At 37.7% G+C, this 16,582-nt stretch carries 13 protein-coding genes and 1 riboswitch; of the genes, 4 read left to right on the top strand and 9 right to left on the bottom strand.

Annotation, left to right across the window (positions count from 1 at the left end; genetic code table 11):
- Positions 1 to 25: 25 nt before the first annotated feature.
- Together ABE34_RS14750 and ABE34_RS14745 are read right to left on the bottom strand one after the other, a co-directional pair.
- Positions 26 to 319, bottom strand: coding sequence for a hypothetical protein (locus ABE34_RS14750; protein ID WP_197143272.1), 294 nt, complete (start codon positions 317 to 319; stop codon positions 26 to 28).
- A gap of 77 nt (positions 320 to 396) precedes the next feature.
- Entirely contained in the window at positions 397 to 1,245 is an 849-nt protein-coding gene (locus tag ABE34_RS14745) for a pyridoxamine kinase (protein ID WP_197143335.1), read from the bottom strand.
- 190 nt (positions 1,246 to 1,435) lie between these two features.
- On the opposite strand from ABE34_RS14745, the gene ABE34_RS14740 reads away from it, so the two are divergent.
- Together ABE34_RS14740 and ABE34_RS14735 are read left to right on the top strand one after the other, a co-directional pair.
- Positions 1,436 to 1,987, top strand: coding sequence for an ECF transporter S component (locus ABE34_RS14740; RefSeq protein ID WP_197143271.1), 552 nt, complete (start codon positions 1,436 to 1,438; stop codon positions 1,985 to 1,987).
- 201 nt (positions 1,988 to 2,188) lie between these two features.
- Entirely contained in the window at positions 2,189 to 2,629 is a 441-nt protein-coding gene (locus tag ABE34_RS14735; RefSeq protein ID WP_197143270.1) for a cell wall hydrolase, read from the top strand.
- Between the two features lie 78 nt (positions 2,630 to 2,707).
- On the opposite strand, the gene ABE34_RS14730 is transcribed toward ABE34_RS14735, so the two are convergent.
- On the bottom strand, positions 2,708 to 4,171 hold the full coding sequence (locus tag ABE34_RS14730) for a DUF7309 domain-containing protein (RefSeq protein ID WP_197143269.1): 1,464 nt from the start codon (positions 4,169 to 4,171) through the stop codon (positions 2,708 to 2,710).
- Positions 4,172 to 4,826: 655 nt separating this feature from the next.
- Here ABE34_RS14730 and ABE34_RS25175 point away from each other — a divergent pair.
- A complete protein-coding gene (locus ABE34_RS25175; RefSeq protein ID WP_241747082.1) occupies positions 4,827 to 4,949 on the top strand; it encodes a restriction endonuclease in 123 nt (40 codons plus the stop codon).
- Positions 4,950 to 5,260: 311 nt separating this feature from the next.
- Here the strand turns inward: ABE34_RS25175 and ABE34_RS14720 are convergent, their stop codons facing one another.
- The gene (locus tag ABE34_RS14720; RefSeq protein WP_197143268.1) at positions 5,261 to 6,367 is read right to left on the bottom strand and encodes a DUF3883 domain-containing protein; all 1,107 of its coding nucleotides are present in this window, start codon (positions 6,365 to 6,367) and stop codon (positions 5,261 to 5,263) included.
- Positions 6,368 to 6,635: 268 nt separating this feature from the next.
- Positions 6,636 to 6,743: riboswitch (SAM riboswitch) on the top strand.
- 107 nt (positions 6,744 to 6,850) lie between these two features.
- Between ABE34_RS14720 and ABE34_RS14715 the strand changes: the two genes are divergently transcribed.
- Positions 6,851 to 8,134, top strand: coding sequence for a Na+/H+ antiporter NhaC family protein (locus tag ABE34_RS14715; protein WP_197143267.1), 1,284 nt, complete (start codon positions 6,851 to 6,853; stop codon positions 8,132 to 8,134).
- Between the two features lie 209 nt (positions 8,135 to 8,343).
- Here the strand turns inward: ABE34_RS14715 and ABE34_RS14710 are convergent, their stop codons facing one another.
- The 5 genes from ABE34_RS14710 to ABE34_RS14690 all read right to left on the bottom strand — a co-directional run bounded on the left by ABE34_RS14710 (position 8,344) and on the right by ABE34_RS14690 (position 16,528).
- Positions 8,344 to 11,541, bottom strand: a complete 3,198-nt coding sequence (locus tag ABE34_RS14710; RefSeq protein WP_197143266.1) for a hypothetical protein — start codon at positions 11,539 to 11,541, stop codon at positions 8,344 to 8,346.
- A complete protein-coding gene (locus ABE34_RS14705) occupies positions 11,538 to 12,209 on the bottom strand; it encodes a hypothetical protein (protein ID WP_197143265.1) in 672 nt (223 codons plus the stop codon). The genes ABE34_RS14710 and ABE34_RS14705 overlap by 4 nt, the downstream gene beginning before the upstream one ends.
- Positions 12,160 to 13,563, bottom strand: a complete 1,404-nt coding sequence (locus ABE34_RS14700; protein ID WP_206700661.1) for a hypothetical protein — start codon at positions 13,561 to 13,563, stop codon at positions 12,160 to 12,162. The genes ABE34_RS14705 and ABE34_RS14700 overlap by 50 nt, the downstream gene beginning before the upstream one ends.
- Positions 13,554 to 14,735, bottom strand: a complete 1,182-nt coding sequence (locus ABE34_RS14695) for a DUF2399 domain-containing protein (RefSeq protein ID WP_197143263.1) — start codon at positions 14,733 to 14,735, stop codon at positions 13,554 to 13,556. Before ABE34_RS14695 ends, ABE34_RS14700 begins: the two co-directional genes overlap by 10 nt.
- A 435-nt stretch (positions 14,736 to 15,170) precedes the next feature.
- Positions 15,171 to 16,528, bottom strand: a protein-coding gene (locus tag ABE34_RS14690) for an IS3 family transposase (protein ID WP_197143236.1) whose coding sequence is annotated in 2 segments (ribosomal slippage) — positions 15,171 to 16,057 and positions 16,057 to 16,528 — 1,359 coding nt in all. Because the reading frame shifts where the segments join, the coding sequence is not laid out codon by codon here.
- Positions 16,529 to 16,582 lie beyond the last annotated feature (54 nt).

Genomic DNA, 16,582 nt, shown 5'->3' with positions numbered 1-16,582 from the left:
GAACCGAAAAGATTCGATTCGACTTTTATTCAAACATTCCTAAACTGAGCTCCCTACAAAATGATTCTATAGTGTCACGCTCTTCTTTTGGCAATGCTTCGTACTCAATCAGATATTGTGCTGAAAGATCTTCTAGCTCCTTATAACTGACGTCTCTTGTCAGGACGATTCCATTGATCTCATGAGCCAATTCGTTTGCTGCCACAATATCCGTAAACGCAAAGGCCTGTTCTTCATCATCTGTGAATGATTGAAGATCTATTTCACCCTGGTAATAGAGATCATTTACTTGCACTACGTAATATCTAATTGAATTCATTATACACCTCCCCAATTCATGCTGTTCATTATGTCCTTTTTACAAAAAATCCATCCCCGTTAAGTAGATGACGTGATTTATAGTAGCATTCTTAAAAACTTTTCAAAATTAACGCCTGCTTCGCGCGGAATTTGCTCTTTTGATGTAGCTTCAATTGAAGCAGCTAAAAATGTCTCAGCAAGCTTCATCGATTCAACTAAATCCTGCCCTCGCATCATGCCACCCATAATGACGGATGCAAACAAATCGCCTGTGCCTGAATAGCTCTCGCCGTTGTATTCTCGGATGCTAGAAAATGAACGCTCTGCATCAACATACATATTACCAACATAACGCTTGTTCGCAACTGCTGGCGGCGGATTTAAACCCGTAATAATGACGTTCGCACCTGTTGTTTGCTGTAGTTGATGGCCCGCTTCCTCTAACGTCTGAAGATAATCTGCATCATCTTGATAGCTTTGTAGCTTCTCGTATGACAATCCCGTAAGCAAGCAACATTCTGTAACATTTGGCGTAATAATGTCTGCACATTTCGCTAGCGCTTTCATACGATCAAGCAACTCGCCTGTATACATTTTATACACCTCGCCCAAATCGCCCATTACCGGATCGACAAGCAGCTTCGTTTCACTTGAGTGGAACACATTTAAAAATCGAAAAATGTTATCGATTTGCTCCTTCCCTGTCACGAAGCCTGTGTGTATGCCATCAAAGGTCGCCCCAAGCTTGCTCCACTCATCCACAAAATAATCCATCTTTGACGTTAAATCCTCGCAGTAAAAACTCGGATACCCTGTTTGTGCCGTTAAAATTGCAGTTGGTAGTGGCACCGCCTGAACACCCATCACTGACAGCACAGGCATCGCGGCCGTTAACGAGCACTTCCCAAAGGATGACATATCTTGAATTACAGCAACTTTTTTCATCATACTCCCCACCTAACTAATCCTGCTTGTACTCTCTTCATCGTATCACAATTAGAAAGATGCGAAAATGTGCATATTTATAAAAAATCAAACTGACCTTTAATATTTTTATCAAATTGGCACTTTTACGATAGTCAGCCCTTTGCTAAATTAAAATTATCAAAAAATTCATCATAGTGAGGACATGCAAATGCAAACAATACAAAGTCGATCCTATACAAAACCACGCACGAAAACATTTGATTTGGTGATTACGTCCATTTTAGCAGCACTTGTTTTCGTCGCCACAATGTTTATTAATATTAAGCTACCATTTGGGCAAGGTGGCCTTATTCACTTAGGGACATCCATGCTTTTAATCACGTCAATTTTATTCGGTCCTAAAAAAGGAGCACTTGCCGGGGCAATCGGAATGGGCTTATTCGATATCGTAGGCGGTTGGTTAATTTGGGCGCCAACTACAATTATCTCCCGCGCATTACAAGGAGCCATCGTCGGGAAAATCGCTTGGTCTAAAGGACATAGAGGCGACGACATCCGACTAAATATTTTAGCAGCCGTTGTAGCTATGCCCGTCATGATCGGGGTTTACTATATCGGGCAAGCGATTATGTTCAAAAGCTGGGTTGCCCCGATGGCATCCATTCCAGGAGACTTAATCCAAAATGTTGTCGGGTTAATCATCGCAATTCCAGTATGTATCGTGATGAAAAAAACACCGTACTTCAAAAAGAATTTTTAACTACTTTCAGCGGGGGCGCAAACATCCGCTGAAATACAGAAACTCAGTCTAAAACGCCACGTCCTGTGGCAACAACTAAACACGCCATCTAGCTGTTTTGCCGACAGCATAGATGGTGTGTTTAGTTGTTGTCGTACCATTTAGATTTTCAAATGACAATAATGAAGGTTTTTTTTCATACTATATGGTGGAGGTGAAAAAATGCCAAGAGTAAAATATATAGATTCTGACATTGGCTTGGTGGCAAGGATGATGAGAGCAGAAGCGGAAGGCGAAGGAAATCAAGGAATGCTATATGTTGGCAATGTCATTGTGAATCGACTTGTAGCAGAATGTCCAGACTTTAAAGATTTAAGAACCATTAATGATGTTATTTATCAGGTACAAGGAGGAAATTTTTCTTTTGAAGCGGTTCAAAAAGGGAATTTATTTTACCAAAGAGCGCGACCTAATGAAAGAAGATTAGCCAAACTGACGCTGGATTATTGGAGAGAACATCCAGCGAAATTCGCACTTTGGTACTTCAATCCATACGCACCATGCCCACCAACATGGTACGGTCAACCTTTTACTGGTCAATTTAAAAATCATTGTTTCTATGAACCAGCACCTGATACATGTGAAAGTGTTTATCGAGGGTAAGTAGAATATTTTCATCAAAAAAGAAATCCCACGGAAAAGGCTACACCCTTTCCGTGGGATTTTGTTATTGGCTATTCACTATTCTTCAAATAAATCCATTGGCATGGTTTTCATAAACTCTCTCACTTCCCGAATACCAGGGAGCTCACTTTCTACAAGTTCCACGCCTACAATTTTTGCTAATGGCTGAAGCATTGGTCTTAACTCCTTAGAGACAAATATTTTACTTGGTCTTACCTCTAAGCTTTGTAAAAACGCCCATAAAACGCCTTGTGCAGCTGGTGGCGTTTTAGGCATAGGGAACATTTCGTGACCAATAACTAAATTGCTTCCTCGTTCAACAATGATACCAACAATCGGATAAACAGTGCGGTTCATTTCTTCCATTTCTACACCATAAGGCATGTAAAATAAATCAAATTCTAGCTGTAACGCGCTTCTTGGCTTTTTCTTATATTGTGCTTTTTCAAACATAGAAATTTCCTCGTAGCACTCATACGTTGGATTTGTCATATTTATTTGCAACATATAAATTTCTTGTAACTCACCATCCATTTTCACTTTAAACACTGGATACTGATGTGCAGCTACCTGTGGATATTCCCAGCCAATCTTCCGAGCTTCTATAATATTAATCATCGTCTTGACAACATCAATTAAAAGCTCTACCTCTAGATAATCTGGTCTTTCAGGTTGCGTTCCCTCCAAATAACTACGGAATTGAATCCAGTTCTTCTTCCCTCTATAAGATAGACCATAATCTTTAATTAACAGATAATCTGCTGGATCTAACTCTTCTCTATCTACAAAATTCACAGTTAAAGCATTTAAACTATAAGAAACATCACTCGATAAATTTTTCTCAAAAAGAATTTCCGCTAAGCTACTATAGCCAAGTTCCATATCAAAGATCATTAATCCAAACTCTTCACCACCAGCTCCAATAACAGAAACAAGTACTTGGTAATGAGCATCTGCAAAATCAATAACAACGACTTCATCATCCCTTAAATATTGCCATGGCTTTAATTTTTTTAGGTCATTAGTAAGCTCCAATAAAGAAAAATAATCTGGTTCTTGGTTTTCAAGTAAACTATCTACCTCTGCATCCTCCAGTAGCAGTTCATTAATTTCTTCCACATTAACCTTGTCTAATTTACCCGTATGAATATTGCCTACACCAGCAATACATAAAGGAGTTTCAGCGTTCATCGGTAAATCCGCATTGCTCTCTAATCGAATGGTAAATGATTCACTCCCATCAATTTCATGTGCAATGGCTTCATCACCAGATTTTATAAACCATTCATCGACCAACTCTTCATCTGTATCTAAATCCGAATCATTTTTAGGTAAAAAACAAATCTTTTCTTTAGATACTCGTCCATCTTTTTTAACAATTACAAAATCAAAATAGTCCCCATCCAAATCAAAACTTAATACTATAATTTCATCTAGCTTGGAAAAACTACTGTTCTTCGATAACAATAACTTTCGATAAATTTCCGGTTTCTTCTTACTTTCAATATGCAACTGGATCATTGTTTACCCTCCTCCTTCTACTTGTTATCGCGATGCTAATTAAGCTACGGCTAATCTGTTCATACACAAGTGCAATAATTACTTGCTCCATTACTTCATTGAATACATAATTTAATAGTTCTCTCCAAAGTGAGCCACTCTCTATTCACTTTACTAACAACATATTCTTTCTGCAACACTTCATACACCTCAATAATTGCCGTGTTATTTGTGCAACACACCTTGAGCGCTGTCTAGCAACAGTACTCTATTGTAATTGTGAAAATTCACATTTTAGAAAGCAAAAGATAGTTCTTTGATTTTTATCAGTTTTTGTTCAATTATCACCAAAAATTGATTTTGAAACTTTTTTAGTTAATGATATTGTACTACCTAGGGTGTATTTTTCAAATATTCAATCAAATTTAATGCTAATTATTATTTAGTTATAAACCTTTCTAAATCCTTAGAGCGAACATTTTAATAGCATGCTTAGGGACCGCTAATTGCCTAATTATAGATCAATTTAAGTAGTTTAGGAGCTGAATTTATGAGTGAAAGAAAAAAAGGTTAGGTTCTACATGCAGTAAAAACCAGTTCACTACTATTCGTAAATTGGAAGTGAAACTAAATGAATTCTTGAGATGCGAACCGATTCCTCTACTAGTTTGAATTTTTGTTTGGGAAGGCAGTAGAAAAATCTGGTGATGGTGGAATCGATGGCATTGCGAAAGAAGACATCCCAGGATTAGATAAAATCTACTTACAAGAAAAACGTTGGACAAATTCAGTTTCATGACCTGGTATCCAAGCATTTTTGTAGTAAGCTTGGTAGGCTTTAACGCTAACAAAGGGATTTTATCACTACATCTCGTTTTACAAAAAAAGCAATTGCATATTCCGAGAGTATCGATAAATCGTAAATAGTTAATATTAATCGATGGAATGAAACTTGAAGGTTTATAAACCAAAAGAAAAATGCAGCAAGCTTATTTGTAGATTGCTGCATTTATTTAGGTAAGTCGGGTCTTTCTTATGTAGTGAATCAAATATTTTTCAAATCCTATTCTTTATCGTCAGGTATAGGAGAAAGTATTTTATGTTTTATCTTTATTTATTACTCTCCACTCGCGTGCCATATACATCAATTGTTGATGGAATATATGCATACTTACGTGTCAACAAATCACTTACTGAGTTATAACTACTAAAGTCATTATCTATTTCCATTTTCATCTCACTTTTTTTGCCTACACCATATACACGTACTAGCCACATTTCATCCTTATATTGAATGAATTTTTCCAATTCATGATAAGAAATTGAATAGACTGCGCTTTTATCTGTTAATGTTGTACCCTTAACTTCAATTTTAATTGGTTTTGGAGGAGATTGTGGCTGTAAATAATCGAATGCTGTAATATCGTATCCTAATCCGTCACCTTGTGTTTGTGCTACATGCTCTACCTGATCTCCGTATTTTTCACCGAATACTTCTATTACTTTCTTTTTCACATAATCAAATACTTTTTGCTCTGCAATATCACCAATTTTTTTTCGCTTTTTCAGGTCATGTTGTAGCTGTTCTTGACTTACTACTCGACCACGTTTCTTTGTACTACCCGCTACCCTATTACTAACTCTAGACTCACCTTGCTCGTAACTAGAAGTCGCAAACGTTTCCTCGTTAATTTCACCATCTTCTATTAGTTCTGCTTCTGCTTCTGCTTCTGCTTCTGCTTCTGCTTCTGCTTCTGCTTCTGCTTCTAAGCTACCTTCGTTAATAAAGCTGTCAAACAAACTAGCCCAAGTTTCTGGACAAGGAAATAAATACGCCATATTCCCTTGTCCATTTTTTTGAAAGGCTGAATATATTTGTGGGCGATCAGATTGCAGATCTTCCCAAACATCCTTAATCATTATTGGTTGTTCTAAAATTGTGTAATCTACATCTACCTTATATCCCTCATTTGACCATAGTTTTTTCACCTTAAGCTCTTGAGGTTGTTCAGCAATATAATAATCTGACGTTGCAATGCCTACCGCACGAATTGCTTGATCATAGCAGCTGTAAATTTTATTACCTGCCTTAATTGTAGTCATTCGTTCATAGGCATGCTTTCTATTTCCGTTTTTATCCTTTTGTGGAGACCACATATATCCCCCGCTAATTTCCTCTTTATGTGACTTATTTTGCATTACAATAAAATTACTCATATATTCACCCTTAGTTTCAGGAAACGTTCCATTTCATTTTTAATATTATTTAAATATTGTATTTTTACTATAGTTTACGATCATTATATTGTCAAAAAAATCCATTATATCAAACCTTTTTGTTTTACTGAAGTAGCCTTAATGCAGATCTCTTTGAGAAAATGTACTTTTATGTCGTTTTAAAATACAGTTTGATTAAAAATAAGTTGCAAATATAGATGTTTTATTATAATATTTCATTATTGTGCAAAAAATTAATATGTTTTTCTTCTTATCAAGAGAGATGGAGGGACTGGCCCTATGAAATCTCGGCAGCGGAACTTTGTGAGTAAGTTACTGTGCCAAATCCAGCAAGCAATGGCTTGATAGATAAGAGGAGTGTTTTATAGATATAAGACCTCTTCTTGTTATTTCAAGAAGAGGTCTTTTTTTAGAGGAAAATGGACAAAGACGTATCCATTTTTAATTTTTGGAGGTAGAACAATGAAGAAAGAAAATCCATGGGCGTTAATCCCATTTGTTGTTTTTTTAGTTTTATTTATTGGTTCAGGGGTTATTACAGGTGATTTTTATGCCTTCCCTGTCATTGTAGCCATTGCCATTGCGGGCGCTGTGGCTCTGGCGATGAATCGAAAAGAATCGTTTTCGAACAAGGTTGATATTTTTTGTAAAGGCGCAGGAAATTTAAATGTCATGCTGATGGTTGTTATTTTTCTATTAGCTGGCGCCTTTTCAGAGGTAGCAAAAGGCATGGGGGCAGTGGATTCCACTGTTAACTTTGCTTTGTCGGTTATTCCGCAAAATCTGCTTGTCGTTGGCTTATTCATCATTGCCTGCTTTATCTCCCTATCAATGGGAACATCTGTAGGAACAATTGTTGCACTGGCGCCAATTGGAGTTGGGATCAGCGAGCATACTGACTTTTCCATGGCTTTAGTAATGGCAGCGATAGTTGGAGGTTCGATGTTTGGCGATAATTTATCCTTTATTTCAGATACAACCATTACTGCAGTTCGTTCACAAGGCGCACAAATGAAGGATAAATTTAAGGTGAATTTTTGGATTGTGTTGCCGGCAGCAATTATAACGAGCATTATTTTAGGGATTATCACAATGGGGGGAACCGCGACACAAGTAGAGCATTTAAGCTACAGTTGGGTAAAAATTGTTCCCTATGTGTTAGTTATTATTTTTGCGCTAATAGGAATGAATGTTTTCCTTGTTCTTGCATTTGGAATTGTTCTGGCCGGGGCTGTTGGCTTAGCGGATGGCAGCTATCAGTTAATGGACCTTTTCCAAAAGATTGGCGAAGGAATGTCAGGCATGTATGAAATGGCCTTTCTTGCGATCCTAATAGCTGGAATGGTAGAAATTATTAAGCTTAACGGAGGAATTGACTTCCTACTTCACCTTGCGACACGAAGAATTAAATCAAAAAAAGGTGCTGAATTCGGGATTGCTGGTCTTGTGGGTCTAACTAATTTATCAACAGCCAATAATACGATTGCTATTTTAATTGCTGGTCCACTTGCAAAAAATATTGCTGACCAGTATGGGATTGAGCCGAGAAAGTCCGCAAGTATATTAGATATTTTCTCCTGTACAACCCAAGGTCTTCTGCCATACGGAGCCCAATTCCTAGCAGCCGCAAGCGTAGCAGGAATATCGCCAGTGAGCATGGTGCAATACTCTTTCTATCCGATTTTGATAGGAATTTGCGGGATTATCGCTATCCTTATTGGATATCCGAAACAAAAGAAAGCCTGAACTTCATCACTTTAAAGTAACGGGTGTAGTTTAAATCATTAAAAAAATCCAATCGCTTTGAAAAAAGATTCTTCAAAACGATTGGATTTTTTATTTGGGTTATTTTGAAAAAAATTTCGATAAAAATCTTAAACAGGGATATTCAAAAAATTTTAATCCCTGTTCAATCGAATACCTCTTATTCCATTATTAATTAATAACAATTACATTCACTTCTTATTCTGTATCCCTCGAATTGTACTTTTCGGAATCGCTGCATCATGCTCAACAATGAATACTTTCGAGAAGCAGTTGTAATACGTTTCATCATGTCCCTTTGGCGACACTATAATCAGTTTACGTTGCAGTTCCTCGGCATAAAGATTAAATACCTTATTTTTTCGCTCATCATCTAATGCGCTATCAAACTCATCGAGCACAATATAGCCTGGTGAAGTAGCTAAGTTTTGCAGTAGCGCGAGTGCGAAAAGAAGTGAACTTAGTGATTCCTCCCCACCCGATACACCTAGACCCACCTTTCCACTACGAGCCTTCATACTCACATCTTCAAGTGCACCTTGATGTCCAATTTTACGTGCTTTAATATACAGTCGGAAATTGACACGACCTGATTTTTCTTCAATGCGTTCCTTTTCCACTTGCCCTTCAAACTGGAACAAATCCATATATTTTTGGAAAAGTGTATTGATTTTGATTAAGTGCATCGAAATCGTCGTTTCTAAGCGGTCTTCCAACTCATTTGCACGGACCGTATTGCTTTCAAGGAGTTGCTCTGATTTCGCTAAATCAGCATTTTTCTTATCAAAATCAGCCTTTTGTTGATCGTAATTTTGCTGGGCATTTTCGTTAATTTTTTCTAAGCGGGCATTGCGTAACTCAGCTTTTGCTTGTTCGCTTTCAGCCTGTAGCATCGTCAGTGACAAGTTCGTTGCGAGTTGTTCGTCTAGTTGCTGCGCTTCTTGCGGTAGCACCTGTTCAAGTTCAATCATATCAAGCTCACAGCGACTTTTCATCGTTTCATCCAATTCTAGCTTTTCTTTTGCCTTTTTAATCGTTAACTCATAACCTGTTATTTGACTTTCGACTATTTTTAAATCGCTATCGAATTGTTGTTGCTGTTCACTTAGTCGTAATTGCTTTCGTTTTTGTTGAGTAATTTCATGTTCTTTTATCTCTTGCTCCGTTGTTAGCTCTCGAATGTTTTGTTGCAAGTATTTTCTTACCTGCTTAATCTGTTGTAGTTGCATTTGTTGCTCTGCAAATGCGCCGAGCTCCTCATGAATCTTCCATTGTTGCTCATAAAAATCCAGATAATACTTTCCTTCACTATGCTCGCTTTTTAGCTTGTCTTGTTGAATTTCAATTGCCGTTTGCTCATCATAAAGTGCTAACAATTTTTGTTCGACTAGTTCAAGCTGCTGAATATAAGATGCATAATCCGTTTGCTTTAATAGTGTACTTTCAGCTAATTGCATCGTATGAAGATGGCCTTGTAGCTGTTTCAACTGTCGCTGATTATCTGCGTATTGTTGTTCTAATTGTTGCAGCTCGTTCTTTGTTTTTGAATATGTCAGTTGTACATCCTGCAATAGTCTTTCAATCGCCACATCACTTAAAATATATTGCGCCGCTTCCTGTGCACCGCGAATACCGCGCGTATCATATAACAAGCCTTGCTCGATTTTCGGACTCTCTAAGAAAAATTGCTTCACCCACCAAAGCGCTTTATTGGCATAATTCCTCTGCTGTTCAGTTAAATCACTACGAATTTGTAAGCCATACTCCGGTAGCTTCGAGATACTTTCTGTCGGCACAAGTTGCTGAAGTGATACGTAATATATATCATTGACTGGCTTATAGTTTTTCCCAACATAAAAAATGGTATATTTAATCCCCTCTAGTTGCTTTTCTAACTGCAATGGAGCAGATGGCATGAGCTCTATTAACTCACGTAACGGGTACGCTTCTAGTTGTTGCTGCTTTAAATGCAGTAGTCCTTGCTGCTGGCGTTTTGATACAACCTTTTTTTGCTGATACTGTTTAACGTTTTGTTCCAGCATTTTTAGTTCCATTGTAAGACGCTGTATCTGTTCAAAATTCCGTTCATTTTGCAGCGATAAGGTATTAATTTTTTGCTCGATTTGCACACTGCTTACATAGATTGCCTTGTGCTTTTCTGCTTTTGTGATTTGATCTTTTAGCTGCGATGAAGTCATTTGTAAAAGGACTTTTTCTTGATCAAGCTCGCGTTCTTGCTTGCGCAGTTGTGTTTGCTGATTACTGAGCTCACCTAATTGATTTGTAATCATCGCTAATTGATTTTTTGTTTCTTCTAGTTTACTTTGTACCGTTTCAGCATCAAAGCGTAAATGCTTTCTCTTTTCATCGATAGCTTCAAGCTGCTGTTCTAACTGCTGCTGCGATTTTTGTTGTTGTGTATCTTCATATTGCTGTTGCTGTAGCTTATCGGTTATTTGGGTTAATTGCTGTGACAATGCCGCTACATCCTGTGACAATTGTGATCTTAGTTGCTCTAGTTCACTAATGTTATGCTTTAATTGTTGACGCGAAACAACTAGTTTTTCTTTTTCCACTTGATAATTAGCTTTTTGCTCGGACGTCTTTTCAATCGAAGTACTATAATACGAGATCATTTGATGGAGCAGCGTATAATATTTCTGGCCAGATGTGAAAATACGTTTTTTGTTATCCAAATATTTATTGAGCTCAGTTTTAGCCGCATTCACGCTTAGCTCTGCACCTTTTTGAATACCCTTTAAATATTCAATTTCCATATGAACTTCTTTAATTTTTTCTAATGAAGCTTCCCATTCCTTTTGCATATCAGAAATCTCGAACATATCACTAAATTTACGAAAACGCTCTTCCGGGTACATCGCCGCAAATTGGTTGACTTCTTGCTGATACCAAATTAAATAAAAAGCATCTGGTTCAATTTTATAGCGCACGCGCAAATCTTCACGATACGCCTTGAATGTACGTCCCGCTGTCCCACCTGATGCATATCGGGCATGAGATGTTAAGTTCGCTTCGTCTGGCCCATTTAACACCTCGTACTCGCGCTGAATCGGGCTATTTTTCGTATCTTGGTTGACCGTTAGCTGAAAGGCAATGAATTTTGGACCATCAATTTTCGTCCGGCCATCATTTAAAAATACAAGTGTAATACGTGCATACCAAGGGTCATTTACTTTTAAATTTGTTGAACGAAGTCCCTCTAGCTCTACCTTCGATGAATGTAGTACGGCACCAAGGCAAAATGTTAATGTCGATTTTCCTACACCATTTGGACCAGTAATTAAAATATGCTCGTCTGGTTCCCCAAAATAAATGCTGCGCGGTGAGTAGTCACGAACGCCTTGAATTTTTAATTGATACGGAATCATTCGTTTTCCTCCTCTATATGTAAGTTATAACGATTGAAAAACTTCATTACCTCTTCTTTACTAAGCTGTGTTTCCTGGGCAAATTCCGTTGTTCGTCGTAAAAATGACTCCGAAAACATATGTACTCCTATGGGTGTTAACATAAATGCCTCTTCAGAAACGGATTCATAGTCTGTTACCGCGCCAATTTTTTTCAGTTGGTCGATATTATTTTTCAATTTGCGGTTAGCGTTCAACGATTCATGTCCAAAATCAACCAAGATTTGATGCAAGAGCGTAAATTCATGCCCGAGTACTTCTTGGTGATAAAACAAATACAACATAATTGCGAGCGCTTCACTGCTTAATGTTGATTTCGCATGTTTTGCAGTTACATGCATCATAACAATGACGCGGTCTCGACGTACATCATAAATGACACGGAAATAGCGACTTAACGCAGCATTTAAACGATTGATAAATGAATGAAAAGCTTCCTCATCTCCATTATTAATGCCTAGCATCTTTGCTAAATCCTTCTTTGCTAAGCCGTAATTTGCCCCCTTAATCGATGCAGATGAAGAAAATAATAACTGCATAAACGCTAATTCCTCTTCGGTCGTTAGATAGCCCTTTAAGCTATTCATCATCATAAGGGTATTGTCGAACGGTAAATCGTTTATCATCATCGTCTATCCACTCCCATTGTTTTTCATAGTCCTTCGTTTGCTCGATAGGCTGTTGTTCTACCTTATTGTTACTCGTTAGTGCCGATACGGCTAATAATGAAAGAATTGCATCATGCCATTTGTTTGAACTTGATTCCACAATGAGCTCTTCCATTTCGGTTTCACCATACTCGGTTAAATAATTTTCAATTCGTTCGGTATCAATCAGAGATTGTGTCATTTTCCAAGAAGCATCCTGCAATGCTTCTTTTATAGGACGAACATCCATTTCGATTTCTTCATATTTATGCTCATGCTGATGAGACATCGGCTTTTCTAGTTTCGGTTCATACGTTTGTAAATAATGTACAGCATCTGTAATATCTTGCGGGCCAATTGGTGCGGCAAATTTTACAGGGACCCACAGGCCATCCATCGCTTCTTGTTCATATTGATTTTGTTCCATAAAACTTAAAATATCATGTGCTGTAGGGATATTCGTATTAGCTTCAGGTGAATGCATCGCCAAAATAAACTGGCGCACCTTTTCTGGTGAAATGGTGTCAGCAGTTGGTGTGAGCTGCATATTGACAAAGCGAATATATTTTGTCAGTAAGCTCAAGCTAAGAGAGGTCCCTTTTGAAATGGCAGCCGTTCCGCGACGCATTAAATCACTCATCTTCGTACTTTCTTCAACGGTACTAAACTGTTGTAAACGTTCATTTAATTTTGTTTCAAGCTCAAGCATTAGTTGATTAATTTTTTCCAGCTGCGGTAAAGCATTACGATCAGCGAGAAGTTCAAGCTGGCGCTCCTCTAATTGCTTAATCGCCTCTTCAACGTTGTAAATCATTGATGCGATTTTGTTTCCTCCAGAAATCCCTTGATCGTCGTAGGCAGCGCTTATTTCAGCATCCCGTCTTGCTTGAAATAGCGAGCGTCCAATATCATCTTGCAAATAATAGGCAAGTGCATCGTTACCCATTCGAATCAATCCATCCATTAAATTTTTCCCACGGTCACGCATTTTAATTTGACGACTCTGTTTTATAATCCAATTATTGCGCTCTAAAATCGTGAGCATTCTTGTAATTTGCGTTAATGTTGGCGGTTCATTGTCTTGTGGATATGTAGACTGATATCGATAGTACAGTACTTCCTCGTTATCGATGGAATCTTTAATGCCGAGAGATGCTTCGTTAATCAACTGAATGACATTTAAAAAACGAATAATTTCGATTGGGGAATCGTACATTTTTTCGGTACTTAATTCTTTTAACACACCTGCTAACGATGCTAAATCCCGCATTGATTTCATAAATTCGGCGGTTTGATAATCGTTTGTAAAAATCGAAATCGGTGCTTTTACATCCATTTTATCCACTGTTCAACCCCTCCTAATTGCTGCTCCTGTTCATGCGCCTCTTGCACCTGGGCTGTAAAGCTTTCAATTGAATGATACAATTCATAATCACGCCCAACAATTTTTACAGTTCCCTTAACTAATGCCGCAGCATTCTTGGCAATCGTGATACCCGCGCTATCGGTATCTGTCCAAATAATCGTTTGTTTAATAGCTGATTGCAGTAATTGCTCTATAAATTGTTTATGTGCAGAACGAATTTGTCCGTCTAAACAAACGATACAAGAATTCGTTTGTCGTAAAAATTCCGTCTCTACAGCTATGCGCGTTAAAATAGCTCGGTTTTCGACAAGCCACAATGTTGTATTTGTCGTTGTAAAAGGTGATGTTAAGACCGCATTATCCGTCGTCGCATGCACTGCGCCAATTGCATAAGTTGCAACGTTATTTTGTACATTACCAGTAAAATAAATTGGCACAATTTTTCCGATGCTCACTAGCCCAGAAAGCATCGGGTCAATACCACTTTGTTCTAACTGCGTTAAAAAAGCCTCGCGCTCTTGGTCAAATACCTTTGAACCCCCAATCGTATCGTGTAAGGCCGCGCCGATTTCCTTAAAATCAAATAGCTCTTTTTGCAAGGATAACGCATAAAACGCTAAACAAAACTCAATGTATTTCATGCGCTTTTTCATTGTCCACTGTTCAGGTAGCATATTCCATTCGATCGCCTGTTGGAATAACTCCGGTAACGCTAGTTTCTCGGCTTTTTGTTTTAACGCCTGCATCTGTTGCTGTTGTTTTGTGAACTGTTGTTGCTCGGATTTTTGTTGAGCTTCTATGTAAGCCGGGCCAATGCGGTAATAATCTTCCTTAACGCTAATGCCGTCTGTGTGATAGCGAATTTCGCGAACAATCCAGCCCTGTTGTAGCCACTGCTGAATCGTGTCATTCGTTTCATGTAACGTTCGTTTTGCATTTGGTGTAAATTTATAGGTTGCTAATTTTTTAGGAAGAGGTGAAGTGAATTCTGTATTCATCGTTAACTTTAAATAAGCGACTTTACGAAATGTACGCGCCGTCTTTTTGACAATAGTTGCAACAAATAGTTGCTCTTGTTGTTCTACCCTTTCAATCGTTTCATCTTTTTTCAAAAAATACTCTTGGATAAATGGCTCATGCATCTTGAAACCCTCCTCTACTTTGTGCCCAGGTTGATAGTAGCGTACCATATGTTTTGTTTGTTGTGGGGAAAGAAAACAAGTCACACAAACGTACCTGCGATGGCTATCGAGTAAATTGATTGGCGGCACACGCGTAACAATTATACCAACTGATGGATTTTTTCGTATGTAACCATTTCTTACTGGTACATCTTTTTGAGGGCCATTTCTTAAATAACAGAAGGGTTGGAGGACTAATTAAAGGTCTTGAGGATTTTTCCCCAATTAAATTATATATTATAACTGTGAGGAGCAATCCTCTCTTTATATCTTGCTCCCGCACCGATATTAGAAGGATCTATATGTACCGTTACTTCCCTATATCAGATAATTTCCCATAAGAAAAACCTTAGTCTCTCGTGAAGTGACCCCTAAAAGTTAGACACGGTTATTTCATTAGGCTGCTTGGGTAAAACGAGTTCGGTATTGCACCGGACTCGTTTTTAATTTTGCCTTGATCCGTTTCGTATTATAGTAATTTATATATTTTTCTAATTCTATTTTAAAATGCTCTATACTTTCAAATTCCCTCATGTAAAGGAATTCGGATTTCATAATTCCAAAGAAATTCTCCATGACAGAGTTGTCGTAACAGTTTCCTTTACGAGACATACTTTGAACAATCCCTCTTGATTCTAAGGCGCGACGATATTTATTCATTTGATAATGCCAGCCTTGATCGGAATGCATGAGTAACTGGTGGTGCTCAGGTAAACGTTCGAGTGCTTTGTCCAACATGTCTGAAACAAGTGAATAGGTTGGTCTAGAGCCAATTGTATACGTGATAATTTCCCCGTTAAATAAATCTAAAACTGGCGATAAATAAAGTTTCTCACCGAACAATTTAAATTCCGTAATGTCTGTCACCCATTTTTCATTTGGGGCATCTGCTTTAAAATTGCGGTTTAAAATATTTGGCGCAATTTTGCCAACGTTTCCTTTATAGGATTTATACTTTTTCATACGTACTAAACATTTTAAACCTAACTCTTTCATGATACGTTGCACTTTTTTATGATTCACTTTTTGCCCACGATTCGCTAGCTCGTCACGAATACGGCGATAGCCATAACGCCCTTCATGTTCTTCATAAATCGCCTTTATTTCTGCTTTTAAATCGGCATCTGGATCTGGTCGATTCATACGTTTTACTAAATCATAGTACGTACTTCGTGGAATGCCAGCGAGTTTTACAAGTGCTTTCACCGAATATTTATGCCTTAACTCATAGACTACATGTGCTTTGTCCTGTTTGGTGATTTTTCCTTGTTTTGAACTAAGGCATTCAACTTTTTTAAATACTCATTTTCCATTTCTAGTTGTTTAATACGTGCTTCAAGTGCTTCAGTAGAGCCTGTAACTGGCGCTTGTTTCGATTGTTTATTGAATTCTTTTTTCATGGATGGACGCCCCTTTTTCTTTGATTGAAGGGCATCTAATCCTTGAGTTTCATATTGCTTTCTCCAAACACTAATTGTTGAAGGGGCAGGTATCTTAAAAATTGCTGCCGTTTCGTTTAAGGACGTACCATTTTCAATCATAAAATTTAGTACATCCATTTTAAACTCTAGTGTGTAATTTGTATATGGCTGAATAAAAGCTTCAACACCATTGTATTCATATTGCTTAACCCATTTAAGGATTGCTTTATTATCAGTCTCCATAGATTTAGCTATATCATAGGAACTTTCCTTTCCATTTAAGTAACGCTCCACAGCTTGTAATTTATCTTTGGCAGTATATTTTTTGACCATACAAAAACTGCACCTCCAATTGTTAGATGTGTCTAACAATTGGGGCGCAGTTCA

Origin of the sequence: Lysinibacillus sphaericus (genome assembly GCF_015844675.1) — a bacterium.
GTDB classification, from domain to species: Bacteria; Bacillota; Bacilli; order Bacillales_A; family Planococcaceae; genus Lysinibacillus; species Lysinibacillus sphaericus_E.
Note: the sequence above shows the minus strand (reverse complement) of the source record. Positions and strands in the feature narration are given on the sequence as shown.